This window comes from Algoriphagus sp., from assembly GCF_039969895.1.
GTDB lineage: Bacteria > Bacteroidota > Bacteroidia > Cytophagales > Cyclobacteriaceae > Algoriphagus.
Genome location: NZ_JBDVMZ010000012.1, coordinates 458,344 through 471,093 on the forward strand (window position 1 = coordinate 458,344; position 12,750 = coordinate 471,093).

General features: G+C 42.8%; 12 protein-coding genes. 7 read left to right on the plus strand and 5 right to left on the minus strand.

Annotated elements, in window-relative coordinates:
• The first annotated feature begins 53 nt into the window (after nucleotides 1-53).
• Complete coding sequence (locus ABJH64_RS08145) at nucleotides 54-1,733, plus strand: amidase (protein ID WP_348275506.1); 1,680 nt, start codon at nucleotides 54-56, stop codon at nucleotides 1,731-1,733.
• A 220-nt stretch (nucleotides 1,734-1,953) separates the two neighbouring features.
• On the opposite strand, the gene ABJH64_RS08150 is transcribed toward ABJH64_RS08145, so the two are convergent.
• Entirely contained in the window at nucleotides 1,954-2,514 is a 561-nt protein-coding gene (locus tag ABJH64_RS08150) for a hypothetical protein (protein WP_348275505.1), read from the minus strand.
• Nucleotides 2,514-4,037, minus strand: coding sequence for a 2,3-bisphosphoglycerate-independent phosphoglycerate mutase (gpmI, locus tag ABJH64_RS08155; RefSeq protein ID WP_348275504.1), 1,524 nt, complete (start codon nucleotides 4,035-4,037; stop codon nucleotides 2,514-2,516). The genes ABJH64_RS08150 and gpmI overlap by 1 nt, the downstream gene beginning before the upstream one ends.
• Before the next feature lie 136 nt (nucleotides 4,038-4,173).
• On the opposite strand from gpmI, the gene ABJH64_RS08160 reads away from it, so the two are divergent.
• From ABJH64_RS08160 to ABJH64_RS08170, 3 genes are all read left to right on the plus strand, one after another.
• A complete protein-coding gene (locus tag ABJH64_RS08160; protein WP_348275503.1) occupies nucleotides 4,174-4,572 on the plus strand; it encodes a DUF4783 domain-containing protein in 399 nt (132 codons plus the stop codon).
• 185 nt (nucleotides 4,573-4,757) lie between these two features.
• Complete coding sequence (nadC, locus tag ABJH64_RS08165) at nucleotides 4,758-5,615, plus strand: carboxylating nicotinate-nucleotide diphosphorylase (RefSeq protein ID WP_348275502.1); 858 nt, start codon at nucleotides 4,758-4,760, stop codon at nucleotides 5,613-5,615.
• Between the two features lie 58 nt (nucleotides 5,616-5,673).
• The gene (locus ABJH64_RS08170) at nucleotides 5,674-6,078 is read left to right on the plus strand and encodes an META domain-containing protein (protein WP_348275501.1); all 405 of its coding nucleotides are present in this window, start codon (nucleotides 5,674-5,676) and stop codon (nucleotides 6,076-6,078) included.
• A gap of 1 nt (nucleotide 6,079) precedes the next feature.
• Here the strand turns inward: ABJH64_RS08170 and corA are convergent, their stop codons facing one another.
• The gene (gene corA / locus ABJH64_RS08175; RefSeq protein ID WP_348275500.1) at nucleotides 6,080-7,192 is read right to left on the minus strand and encodes a magnesium/cobalt transporter CorA; all 1,113 of its coding nucleotides are present in this window, start codon (nucleotides 7,190-7,192) and stop codon (nucleotides 6,080-6,082) included.
• Nucleotides 7,193-7,208: 16 nt separating this feature from the next.
• The gene (queG, locus tag ABJH64_RS08180; protein WP_348275499.1) at nucleotides 7,209-8,144 is read right to left on the minus strand and encodes a tRNA epoxyqueuosine(34) reductase QueG; all 936 of its coding nucleotides are present in this window, start codon (nucleotides 8,142-8,144) and stop codon (nucleotides 7,209-7,211) included.
• A gap of 869 nt (nucleotides 8,145-9,013) precedes the next feature.
• Here queG and ABJH64_RS08185 point away from each other — a divergent pair.
• Nucleotides 9,014-9,523 (plus strand): hypothetical protein, encoded by a 510-nt coding sequence (locus tag ABJH64_RS08185; RefSeq protein WP_348275498.1) that lies wholly within the window; start codon nucleotides 9,014-9,016, stop codon nucleotides 9,521-9,523.
• Nucleotides 9,524-9,692: 169 nt separating this feature from the next.
• Here the strand turns inward: ABJH64_RS08185 and ABJH64_RS08190 are convergent, their stop codons facing one another.
• Nucleotides 9,693-9,926, minus strand: coding sequence for a hypothetical protein (locus ABJH64_RS08190; protein WP_348275497.1), 234 nt, complete (start codon nucleotides 9,924-9,926; stop codon nucleotides 9,693-9,695).
• 174 nt (nucleotides 9,927-10,100) lie between these two features.
• Between ABJH64_RS08190 and ABJH64_RS08195 the strand changes: the two genes are divergently transcribed.
• Nucleotides 10,101-11,201 (plus strand): VWA domain-containing protein, encoded by a 1,101-nt coding sequence (locus tag ABJH64_RS08195; RefSeq protein ID WP_348275496.1) that lies wholly within the window; start codon nucleotides 10,101-10,103, stop codon nucleotides 11,199-11,201.
• A gap of 5 nt (nucleotides 11,202-11,206) precedes the next feature.
• Nucleotides 11,207-12,730, plus strand: coding sequence for a magnesium chelatase (locus ABJH64_RS08200; RefSeq protein ID WP_348275495.1), 1,524 nt, complete (start codon nucleotides 11,207-11,209; stop codon nucleotides 12,728-12,730).
• Nucleotides 12,731-12,750 lie beyond the last annotated feature (20 nt).

Consider the following 12,750-nt stretch of genomic DNA (forward strand, 5'->3'; position numbering starts at 1 on the left):
GGTAGCAGATTTTCCAGCGGAGAATCCTATTGACATTTATACAAAACTATTCAATGGAATCAAAAATCAGAGTTCAATCACGAGTTTTTATCCTGATAGGCGCGGCTGCCTGTTTAGGATTGGGTTTTTCATTTGGCAAAAAATATGGAGAAATCACCCCAGTGTCTATAGAAGGAGCGGCTGAGTTGATAGGGCTTACTTTTACCCCTGCCGAAAAAGACAGCATGATCGGCACACTCACCTCTCAGCGTAGAAAGTACGAAGGATTACGTGATGTTCAACTCGACAATTCTGTAGCCCCGGCTATGGTATTTAATCCTCTCCCGATTGGCTATACTTCAGATCAGGTTCAGGAGAAACTGGATTGGGGGTTGGCAACGCAGGTGGATTTACCTGCAAAGGAGTCCGATATAGCCTATATGCCAGTGCATCAGCTGGCAGTTTTGATCAAATCGAAGAAACTCAGTTCTGAGCGATTGACAAAAATCTACCTGAATCGGATCAAAAACTACTCAGACACACTTCAGGCTCTTATCACGCTCATGGAAGATTCGGCTTTGGCCACGGCAAAAGCGATGGATGAGGAGATTGCGCAAGGAAAATATCGCGGTCCGCTTCACGGCATTCCCTATGGCATCAAGGATCTTCTGGCAGTGAAGGGCACCAAAACTACCTGGGGAGCCATGCCCTATAAAGATCAGGAGATAGACATGACTGCCACTGTGGTGAATAAGCTCAATGATGCTGGGGCAGTTTTGGTTGGGAAATTTACCCTGGGAGCTTTGGCTATGGGGGATGTCTGGTATGGAGGAGTGACCAAAAACCCTTGGAATCTGAAACAAGGCGCTAGTGGATCTTCAGCAGGATCAGCTTCAGCGGTGAGTGCTGGATTAGTGCCCTTTGCAATCGGAACCGAGACCTTAGGCTCTATCGTTTCTCCCTCCACCCGAAATGGCGTGACAGGTTTACGTCCCACTTACGGACGAGTGAGCAAGACCGGGGCGATGGCCTTGAGCTGGTCTATGGATAAAATCGGGCCCATTTCCCGGTCTTCATTAGACAATGGCATCGTACTTTCTGTTTTGAATGGACCGGATCCTATGGACAAGAGTACCATTGCTGCGGCTTTTAATTATTCTGCGAAAAAGGATGTCAAAAAGCTGAAAGTCGGGTATTTCAAGTCATTATTTGGTGAGGATGGCGCTGGCGCAAAAAATGATGCGAAGGTCTTGGAGCTGTTGAGAAATCAAGGTTTCGAACTTCATCCTGTGGAGTTGAAAACCTCCGTCAATCCCAACTCTATAGGCATCATGCTGATGGTGGAGGGTGCGGCAGCATTCGATGAGCTGACGCGACTGGGATGGGATGATCAGTTGGTCGCTCAGCACAGGAATGCCTGGCCAAATTCGTTCCGAGCGGCACGATTCATTCCTGCGGTGGAATATATACAGGCAGCACGCCAACGCAGTATTTTGATTGAGGAGATGCATGTCATCATGAAGGATTATGATGTGATCGTAACGCCTAGTTTTGGTGGGCCTCAGCTGCAGATTACGAATCTCACAGGTCACCCGGCACTCTGCCTTCCAAACGGGTTCAACGATTCTGGCAGTCCTACCTCGATTACGCTCCTGGCCAATCTTTTTGAGGAAGAAAAGCTGGTAATGCTAGGCAACCTTATCCAGCAAAACTCTGACTGGCAAACTAAGCGCCCGCCAATGTTTGACAAATAAGCAGTTGGTTTTGCTACTAATTGATAGTTGTTGAAAGCAGTTTTACCAACTTATACTATACGCTTGATCTACTAGTAAGTCATTTGCTCACAATACAGCATAACCTTAGGCTGGTATTCTGATAAAGTTCTTTGTTAGTTGCGATTGACACATAAAAAAAGGCAAGAATTGAAGTTCAACTTCAATTCTTGCCTTTATATTTTTCTTCTCGATCAAGTTCTTAAGGAACGATACTTCCTTGGATTTTCATGTTGTTTTCATCCAAGAACCAGATCTTCTGAGTGCTCTCTATAGTGTAATGGTCGATGAGATGAGTGGAATTGTTGATATAAATCTCTGCTAATGTAGTAGAGGAGTAGAACATATTATCATCAGCGATCATGATAGAGACACTACTTACATCTTCTCCCTCATAAGTCACCTGGATATACTTTACTTTTGCTTTAGCATCAGGAAGTAGTTCATGCACTAGCTTGTCATCGGATGAGGTAGTTTGATAGGATTGCAGCATCGCACTGGTATTGATATCAGCATCCTTGAATATGGAAAGTTCTTCTTCCCAGTTTTCGATAGAATAGGTGACTTCCACCTCCTTGGCTTCCCCTTGGATATGGGAAGTTTTGGACACAGTCTTCCCGTCCGCTTTTTGGATAGTTTCCTCTATAAATCCTTTTAGATCAAAATAAGGTAGGGTCTCAGGTGTTTTGGTAGATTCCGCCACACAGGAAAAAAGCCCAAAAACTACGAGTAAGAATTTCCCTAAAGGTGTAATAGACTTCATTACACCAAAAGAATATTTCCAGTCATATCTTTTGGTTTTTCTACGCCCATCAGCTGGAGGATAGTTGGAGCCAAATCCCCCAGCTTACCGTCTGAGATGGTGAGCCTGTCGTTTTTATCCACCATGATGCATGGTACCAAATTGGTGGTATGAGCAGTATTTGGAGTTCCGTCCTCGTTGATCATCATGTCACTATTTCCGTGATCGGCGATGACGATGATGGTGTAGTCGTGAGCCAATGCGGTGGAAACAACGCTCTCTGCACAGGCATTGACGGCCTCACAAGCTCTCACAGCGGCATCAAAATCTCCCGTATGGCCGACCATATCTGCATTGGCAAAGTTGAGACAAATGAAGTCAGCACTTTTCTTTTTCAATTCGCCGTTGATTTTGGAAGCGATTTCAAAGGCGCTCATCTCCGGCTTCAGATCATAGGTGGCTACCTTCGGAGAAGGGCAGAGTAATCTGCTTTCACCTACAAATTCTTTTTCTCTTCCTCCGGAAAAAAAGAAGGTCACGTGCGGATATTTCTCTGTTTCGGCGATTCTTATCTGCTTTTTACCAGCACGTTCCAGAACTTCCCCCAAGGTATTATTCAGGTTGTCTTTTTCAAAAAGGACTTCTACACCTTTGAAGGTAGCGTCGTAATTAGTGAAGGTGACGTAATCTACATTCAGTTTTTTCATGCTGAAATCTTCAAAATCGCGCTGGGTAAGCGCTTGGGAGATTTCTCTACCTCGATCCGTTCGGAAGTTGAAGCAGATCACCAAGTCCCCGTCTTCTATCTTTGCCAACGGCTTATTATCAGCTCCAGCATGGATAATCGGTCTGATAAATTCGTCAGTGACATTATTTTCGTAGGACTTGCGCATAGAGGCTAGGATGTCTTTGGATTTTTCACCTTCTCCTTTGACCATCGCATCGTAGGCAAGCTTCACTCGCTCCCAGCGATTGTCTCTATCCATGGCATAATATCTCCCGACCACAGAGGCGATCTTACCTGTGGAGTGATTCAAGTGCTGCTGAAGATCTTCTAAGTACCCAATTCCACCTTTGGGATCGGTATCTCTGCCGTCTGTGAATGCATGTATAAATACATTCTCCATCCCATTGAATTTGGCGGCATCGCACAATCCCTTTAAATGTTCGATATGCGCATGTACCCCTCCATCAGAAAGCAAGCCCATGAAATGAGCTTTTTTATTTGCGGCTTTGGCTTTCGCAAAAGCTTCCACCAACACTGGGTGTGTATTCAGTTCTTTATTTTCTACTGCTAAATTGATTTTCACCAAATCCTGATAGACTACTCTTCCCGCTCCGATGTTCATGTGACCTACTTCGGAATTGCCCATTTGCCCTTCTGGCAAGCCCACGGCTAGGCCTGAAGCTTCTAGCTTAGCATGTGGATAGTTGGCGTAAAGGCTATCGATAAAAGGCGTTTTTGCTTTGTCTATTGCAGAAACCGACGGGTTGGTGGCGATTCCCCAGCCGTCCAAAATCATTAAAAGTACTTTCTTATCCATACCGCAAATATATTACATTTCAAGGCAAAGTTGCCCCGAAATCCCGATTAGACCAAACTTCATTGGCTGCAATTGGTAAACTCACTAATGCTGTTCATGTTTCCTTTTTTGGCTTAGTATTTGCCTAAGATGGGCAATGACCTCATTATTAAGTTTAATTGTTTCATTTTTCTTGTTTGTCCAATCTCCCCTTGTGGGAATAGCTGACGCCGATTCCATCGACACGGTTATTTCGGCCATAGATAACGGCTCTAGTGCTGATCTAGCCAAATATTTCGATTCCAGTATTTCCTTAAATGTAAACGGTCAGCAGGGAGATTATTCCAAAAATCAAGCAGAACTAGTGCTTAAAGATTTTTTCAAAAAGAATCCTTCTATGGGATTTACTTTAGTTTTTCGTAGTGAAAATAACCCGAGTTTGAGTTCCTACATCGGTGATTATCAGAGTGCACAGGGTCTTTTCAAAGTTTTCATTAAGGTGTCACAGCATGGGGCTGACTTTAAGATTTATAGCTTGGAGTTTGTGAAAGGGTAAGGGTTTAGTTAGCTGCCTAAGGAAAGAAGTAAGTGTAAATCAGATCAATGTTTTTTCCTTAAAGATAGAATTTGCGGATGGGGCATATACAGGTATTCTTCTGCAACTCAATCGGAATACTTTTTACTTGAAAGAAATTTGGGTCTGTGCGCCCGTGCGGGAGCTCCGATTGCCTATTTTTGGGCATGAAACCAACTTATCTATCTGAGGAAGCCATATCCACTTTTATAGCTTCAGCGTTTGCCGAGGATATCGGGCCAGGTGATTATTCTTCTCTTTCTTCCATCCCAGAGAATAAAACCGGCCAAGCCAAACTACTGATCAAAGGTGATGGGATACTCGCAGGGGTAGAGATGGCAGAGAAGATTTTCAAGACGTTTGATCCAGATCTGGAAGTAGAATTGCTGATAAATGATGGTGATCACGTGAAATTTGGAGACGTGGGATTGATCGTAAGAGGATCATCGATTTCCATCCTTTCTTCGGAGCGGTTGGTGTTGAATTGTATGCAGCGTATGTCTGGCATAGCTACTTTGACCCATCGCCTGACTGAAAAAATTCTTCATACCAAAGCTCGACTGATGGATACGCGCAAGACCACTCCTAATTTTCGACTTATGGAAAAATGGGCCGTGCTGATCGGTGGAGGCGTAAATCATCGCTATGCACTCTATGATATGGTGATGCTGAAAGATAATCACGTGGATTTTGCAGGAGGAATACGCCAAGCCATCACTAGCTGTAAAGCCTACTTGGAAGCAAATAATCTTGACCTAAAAATAGAGATTGAAACACGGAATCTCGATGAGGTGAAGGAAGTATTAACGGTGGGCGGAGTAGATCAGATTATGCTGGACAATATGGATTACGCTACCATGCGAGAAGCCGTTAGCTTGATTGGGGATCGATACAAGACCGAAGCTTCCGGTGGAATCACGGAGGAAACCTTGGTGGATGTTGCCGACTGTGGGGTGGATTATATTTCTATGGGTGCACTGACGCATTCTGTGAAAAGCCTGGATATCAGTCTAAAAGCCTTCTAAAAGGTAGTAGGTAGGTTTTGGCATGATTTCAGCCTAATACTATTCAAATAATCCAACTATGAAAAATATATTAATTGCCTTTGTACTCTTGACTTTTGCTGCCTGTAGTTCTAAAACCTACCCTGATACCAACTGGGATGGCAAGCAATGGACAGTGGTAGAAATATTAAATGTCCCAGTACAAACAGCCGGATCTCGAGAAGATGCGCATCTCATTTTTGATTCAAGTGAAAAAATGATGTCAGGAAACGGTGGCTGCAATAGAATTTTTGGCTCGTACGAAATTGAGAAAAAGAACTCTTTAAGGTTCGGTGAGATCGGGGCCACTAGAATGGCTTGTCAAGATTCACCTTTCGAGAATAAATTCTTGGAAGTACTTAAGTCTGTGCGTTACTATCAAGTCAATGCTGGTGAACTTCTGCTTAAAAACGGGGATAAGAAAGTTATCCTAAAGCTTCAATAGACTACAACCAGTTTTTCTTCCTAAAGAAAATCAGCATTCCAATCACCGCGGCCGTCATGCCTCCCATGACTACGAAATAGCCGTATTTCCAGTGCAACTCAGGCATATTGTCAAAATTCATCCCATAGACTCCGGCTACAAAACTTAGCGGTATAAAGATCGTGGAGATGATGGTAAGCACCTTCATGATGTTATTCATGCGGTTGGACAGGCTATTCATGTAAAGATCTAGCACACCAGATGACATGTCACGGAACACTTCCATAGTCTCTATGACTTGAATGGTGTTTTCGTAAAGATCCCGAATAAACGGCCTGGTCTCTGGACTGATTTTGTCGTCTGCGTATTTGTCGAAAGAGCCGATGACTTCACGCAAAGGATAGACAGTTCTACGAAGATCCATCATTTCGCGTCTTTGGGCATAAAGTAAGGTGAGCGTCTCATTTCCCGGCGCGGTCATAGCCTGTGATTCTAGATTTTCTATACGCTCGCCTACATTTTCCATCACAATGAAGTAATTGTCAATAACAGCATCCAACAAGGCATACAACAGGTAATCTGCTTTTCGCTGTCTTATAGCTCGCTTAGGATCTGTCAGGCGAGTGCGTACAAACTCAAAAACATCTCCTTTTTTCTCTTGAAAGGTGATTAATATTCCATCTTTGAGTACAAAACTGATTTGCTCATCGTCTATGGGAGATTCCGGTGTAGGGCATTGGATCATCTTCAGCGTCGCAAAAAGATAGTCCTCAAAAGCTTCCATTTTAGGACGCTGATCTACATTCAGAATATCCTCCATGGTTAGCTTGTGTATGCCAAAGAGTAACCCGATTTTTTCGAACAACTCTACGTCATGCAAACCAATAATGTCTATCCAAAGTACTTTTTTCTTCCGCTTTAGATATCCCTCCAGATTTTCTAGCAAAACAGTTTCTTCATAAAAATCAACTTCATCAAATGTGATTAGGTTGATTATCACTTTTTCTAACTTCTTGTCTCCTGTAAAAACTAATGCTCCTGGAGGCAATCCTACCTTATGAGTTTGCTTTTTCTTCTTCCTTTTTGGTTTAAAAAGTTTTTGTACTGCTTTAAGATTGGGAGTTTGAGGGCTCATAAGGATTTCGATGAGGTTATTTCGAATCAAGAAAATCGATATTTCTTTTTAACCCTGCAAGTTTGGTGCGCTTTACTGCTGATTTTTTAAAAATCTGTCGGAAAGTTTCCTCTGTGATTTCCTGCCAGTCCCGATTGCTAAATTCTACCAACTCTGGGTGCGGGCTGAATTTTTCTTCTTGATGAGGCTTGGCAAATCTATTCCAAGGACACACATCCTGGCAGATATCGCATCCAAAAGCCCAGTTTTCCATCTTGCCTTTGAACTCAGTCGGAATGGCATCCTTCAGCTCAATCGTCAGGTAAGAAATGCATCTGGAACCGTCTATCACACCGTTATCCACAATCGCGTCTGTGGGACAGGCATCGATGCAGGCTGTGCATGTACCGCAGTAATCCTTTGCCATCGGCGTATCCGGGGCGACTTCCAGATCAATTATCAGTTCGGATAGAAAATAAAAGCTACCCATCTCCCGGTTTAATAACAAACTGTTTTTGCCTAGCCATCCTAAGCCAGCTTTCTGCGCCCATTGCCGCTCCATGACTGGTGCGGAATCTACAAAGCCACGGCCATCGATTTCGCCGATTTCTTCGCGAAGGATTTCTAGAAATTCATTGAGTTTGTCCCGAATGACCAAATGATAATCTTCTCCATAAGCGTATTTGGCTAGTTTGATCGATTCTGAAGACTCGGACAGTTTCTTTTCTGGATAGTAATTGTAGATCAAGGAAATCACTGTTTTAGCGCCTTCTACTAATTTGGTAGGATCGAGTCTCTTGTCGAAGTGATTGGCGAGATAGCCCATCTGTCCGTTGTAATTTCGGTTCAGCCAGTCTTCCAATCTAGGCGCTTCATCCTCCAGAAAGCCAGCTTTCGCTATGCCACAAAAATCAAAACCCAGCTGCTTGGCAGTGGATTTGATGATTTGGGCATGTTTTTCGGCTGCAGTCACGGGGTAAAGATAGGGGAGTTTGGTTTAATTGAGTTCCGAATATGTTTTCAGAAATTCCCAAAAAATTTTGCTTTATTAATTTGAAAAACCTAAACTTCAAAAGTTTTTAGACATTCAACTAATCAAATTTTATGAAAGGCATTATGCCCCCCCCCAACTGCAATTTTTTGAATAGATCCAGATTATCGTTTCTTTTCCTGCTGTTTTCATTTTTATTTTTCAATTCCTGTGTGAGTGAAGAAGAACAGATTCCAATCTCCATCGAGAAGGAGTTGAGTCCAGATGAACTAGAGATAAAAAAATGGTTTGACAATAATAAGGTATGTCTTTGAAGCGAAGAGCAAAAAATACAGAAAAATTAATGGCAGTACCGTTTATATTATGACCCGAAATAAGATCGATCCTGTTTTTATTGCAGAGCGAATAGATGAACATTTGGTTAAAGTTTATGCAGGGAAATGGGTGGAAAAGATTGAATAGGTTTTGGTTTGCAGAAAATGAATTCTTAGAAAGATTTTATAAAATACAAGCATATTTATAACAAACCCGTGTTACTTTTGAAAACGACAATTACTCTCACCGTAAAAATAGAAATTGTAGCTAAAGCCAAGCTGAAGGCTGCTAACACAGAAATGTCTCTTTCAAAGATGTTTGATGAGATTTTGGAATGAGCTAGTCCAGAAGTCCAAAAAACGCCGGAGCAGGTTGCAGCTGCGCGATTTTTAGAAAGAGAAAAGAGTAGACTCCTATCAAAGCCTTAGAAATGTCAGACAAAGAACTAATACACGAACACCATGATAAAAAACATGCATAAATCTATAGTTTGGTCTGTTGTGTTATCTAGTTTGATTTTATGCTTCTCCTCTTGCATGAGCCAAGAAGAGACGATTAGCACGACGGTGATTAAATTGTCAACAGCTGTTCAAGAAGCCAAAAACTGGTTTGGCGATCAAGAGGAATTTATTGTTGAAACTGATTATATTCTTGCAAGGGGAAAATCAATAACTAAAACTATTAATTGGCAAAATGCAGTAGTTTATAACGACGAGAAAACTGTTGAAGTGGAATTAAACTACAATAACCATTGGGTGCCAGTGAGAAGAGGAGAAACTACCCAATCAGAAATCAAAGACAGGAAAAGTTTGGCTTTTTATCGTCTAATGCTCGATAAAAAAGATGATGGAGATTATGAAATCTTTTTATTAAAATATTTTCCTAATAGCGAAAATGATAACCAAAAGAGGCTTGATGTAAATAATTACTTTTCGTTGAGCAATAAATTTACCGGTGAAATATGGATGCATAACTGGGAGGAAGAATTCCTAAAAGGCTGGAAAATAGAGCATGGAAAAATTGTAAAGACCTTTTTTAAAAAATAAGTAAGTTAGATTTTCCTGATCCGCCGGGACAAAAACGACTTTAACTAGGAAGAGGGAAAAATGCCCATACTTTCTACAATAGAGTTTTTTCAAGCTCCACAATTTTCATTTTTTGGGTTGGGCTGATTTCCGCGGTGTGGAGGGAAGTGGAGACGCTTGTTGACGCTACTCAATGTTCCATCATTCTCAGCATTTCAGGCTCATCCTGATACCACTGCTTTTCAAAAGTCTCATTCACCAGCACATCTGCGATCAGCACCGACCATACCATCCACAAGACCAAAGCAGGACCGGCCAGGAACAGCAGCCAAATCAGAAACATACTTAAATTAAATTGAATTGCGGTGACAAATAGGATCAATGCGCCCGTAACTATTCCCACCACTGATAGATAGTTCTTCATCTTTTTTGGGTTTTTGCTCTTTTTATTAAACTCCTATACCCAACTGTTTGTTACCCCACTGACTGGGATAAAAGGGACCTTTATGCTACAGATCCTTTACTTTTCCGTCAATTTTATGCTTTCAAGACCTCCTGCTAAAGCTAAGGTCTTCAACCTTGCCTCTACTTGTTACTCATGAAAGGATTTAGATTTACTCAGTTTGTACCCACTCCCGATCCTGAGAAAAACACGTTCGAGAATCTACTCAATATTTTTCTCCAACTCGTCACCATGACCGGAGGAGATGTGGCGGAGGCGCTGAGTTGGCTCACCAATTTGGACAACCGCTATAACATGACCAATCCAAATTATGGCATAGGAGACTTCATCGAAGATTTGAAAAGCAAGGGCTACCTCACTGAAGAAAACCAAAAGGGCGAATTTAAGATCACCGGAAAAGCCGAGCAGACCATCCGTAAGTCAGCTTTGGAGGAGATTTTCGGCAAGCTCAAGCGGGGAAAATCCGGTCAGCACAAAACCACTCACTCCGGACAAGGCGAAGAGCGGGGCACAGACCGTCGGGCTTATGAATTTGGGGATAATCTGGATCAGATTGCCTTGACAGATTCTCTTCGAAATGCACAGGCAAATCACGGTTTTTCGGGAGATTATCTGCTTACAGAGGATGATCTGGAAGTGGTGGAAAATGAATTTCGCTCCCAGACTTCCACGGTGCTGATGATCGATATTTCACACTCTATGATTCTCTATGGAGAGGATAGAATCACCCCTGCCAAGAAGGTGGCCATGGCTTTGGCAGAACTTATAAAAACTCGATATCCTAAAGATACGCTGGATATCATCGTCTTCGGAAATGACGCCTGGCAGATTGAAATCAAGGATTTACCCTACCTGCAAGTAGGACCCTATCATACCAATACCGTTGCAGGATTAGAACTGGCAATGGATTTACTGCGAAGAAGGAAGAACCCAAACAAGCAGATTTTCATGATTACCGATGGAAAGCCTACCTGCCTGAAAGTGGGAATCAAGTATTACAAAAATGCCTTTGGGATAGACAGCAAGATCCTCAGCGAAACCCTGAAACTCGCTGCCCAATGCCGAAAACTGAAAATACCGGTGACAACTTTTATGATTGCTTCGGACCCCTATCTGAAGGAGTTTGTAAAGGAATTTACCAAAGTGAATAACGGGAATGCCTATTACAGCAGTCTGAAAGGGCTTGGCGACCTTATTTTTGAAGATTATAGACGAAACAGAACGAAACGCTTGTAAGCAATATGGACTACCAAAAACTGACACCAAAGGAACTCATCCAGATAAAAACCCTCGGCCAACTCAAAGCTTCCGGCTACCAATCAAAATCCATTAAGGAAGAACTTCGTGACAATTTGATCCTGAAGATCAAGCGCAAGGAAAATGTCTTTGAAGGCATCTGGGGCTATGAAGATACCGTGATTCCGGATATCGAGCGGGCGATACTTTCCAGACACAACATCAATTTGTTGGGACTAAGAGGACAGGCGAAAACGAGAATTGCCAGAATGATGACGCATCTTCTGGACGAGTACGTTCCTGTTGTTTTTGGCGCGGAGCTGAATGACGATCCCATGCAGCCTTTGACTTCCTTTGCCAAAGAGCTGATCGAAGAAAAAGGTGACAATACGCCAATCGGTTGGTGGCATAGAGATGATCGCTACACTGAGAAGCTGGCTACACCGGATGTATCGGTAGCCGATTTGATTGGTGACGTAGATCCGATCAAGGCTGCTACGATGAAGTTGAGTTACAATGATGAGCGGGTGATTCATTACGGCTTAGTGCCAAGATCGCATCGTTCCATATTCGTGATCAATGAGCTGCCGGATTTACAAGCTAGAATTCAGGTTGCCTTGTTCAATATCTTGCAAGAAGGCGATATTCAGATCCGTGGGTTCAAATTGAGACTGCCGCTGGATATTCAGTTTATCTTCACGGCAAACCCGGAAGATTACACGAATAGAGGAAGTATAGTCACTCCGCTGAAGGATAGAATAGAGAGTCAGATCATCACACACTATCCTAAATCCATCGAGATCGGAAGAAGAATTACCGCTCAGGAAGCGAATTTAGTAGGCAAACCGGTGGACCATATTTATGTACCCGAACTAATGAAGGACCTGATCGAGCAGATTGCGATTGAGGCCAGAGGTTCTGAGTTTGTGGATGAGAAAAGCGGTGTATCGGCGAGATTAACGATTTCTGCCTATGAAAATCTGATCTCAGCAGCAGAGCGCCGGATGTATATGAATGGAGAAAGCAATACTATGATTAGGATTGCTGATTTGATCGGAGTGATTCCAGCTATCACAGGAAAGGTGGAATTGGTCTATGAAGGTGAGCAAGAAGGTGCTGGCTTAGTAGCTTATAATCTGATCGGAAAAGCCATCCGGTCTCAATTTGTCAACTACTTCCCCTCCCCGGAGCAGAAGAAAAAGTCTAAGGAAGGAAATCCATATGTCTTGCCGCTTGCCTGGTTCGGTGAAGGAAATGAGCTGGACATCTTAGCCGCACAGTCAGATAAGGAATATAAGTCAGTGCTTCACTCGGTTCCTGGTTTGGAGGAAGTGGTGACACAGCTGGTGAAGGATTTACCTGAAAAAGAGAAGGAATTCTTCATGGAGTTTGCGCTGCATGGTTTGGCTGAATTCTCACAGCTTAGCAAAAAAGTATTGGATACAGGCTTGCAGTTTAAGGACTTGTTCAGTTCCATGTTTGATATGGGACCTGGAGAGGATGAGGACTTCGAGGAGGATGATTTATAGGATTTAGAACCGCAGAGGGC

Coding starts and splice junctions, on each gene's coding strand:
- ABJH64_RS08145 (WP_348275506.1), top strand. CDS start 54: ATGGAATCAAAAATCAGAGTTCAATCACGAGTTTTTATCCTGATAGGC.
- ABJH64_RS08150 (WP_348275505.1), bottom strand. CDS start 2,514: ATGAAGTCTATTACACCTTTAGGGAAATTCTTACTCGTAGTTTTTGGG.
- gpmI (WP_348275504.1), bottom strand. CDS start 4,037: ATGGATAAGAAAGTACTTTTAATGATTTTGGACGGCTGGGGAATCGCC.
- ABJH64_RS08160 (WP_348275503.1), top strand. CDS start 4,174: ATGACCTCATTATTAAGTTTAATTGTTTCATTTTTCTTGTTTGTCCAA.
- nadC (WP_348275502.1), top strand. CDS start 4,758: ATGAAACCAACTTATCTATCTGAGGAAGCCATATCCACTTTTATAGCT.
- ABJH64_RS08170 (WP_348275501.1), top strand. CDS start 5,674: ATGAAAAATATATTAATTGCCTTTGTACTCTTGACTTTTGCTGCCTGT.
- corA (WP_348275500.1), bottom strand. CDS start 7,192: ATGAGCCCTCAAACTCCCAATCTTAAAGCAGTACAAAAACTTTTTAAA.
- ABJH64_RS08185 (WP_348275498.1), top strand. CDS start 9,014: ATGAGCCAAGAAGAGACGATTAGCACGACGGTGATTAAATTGTCAACA.
- ABJH64_RS08190 (WP_348275497.1), bottom strand. CDS start 9,926: ATGAAGAACTATCTATCAGTGGTGGGAATAGTTACGGGCGCATTGATC.
- ABJH64_RS08195 (WP_348275496.1), top strand. CDS start 10,101: ATGAAAGGATTTAGATTTACTCAGTTTGTACCCACTCCCGATCCTGAG.
- ABJH64_RS08200 (WP_348275495.1), top strand. CDS start 11,207: ATGGACTACCAAAAACTGACACCAAAGGAACTCATCCAGATAAAAACC.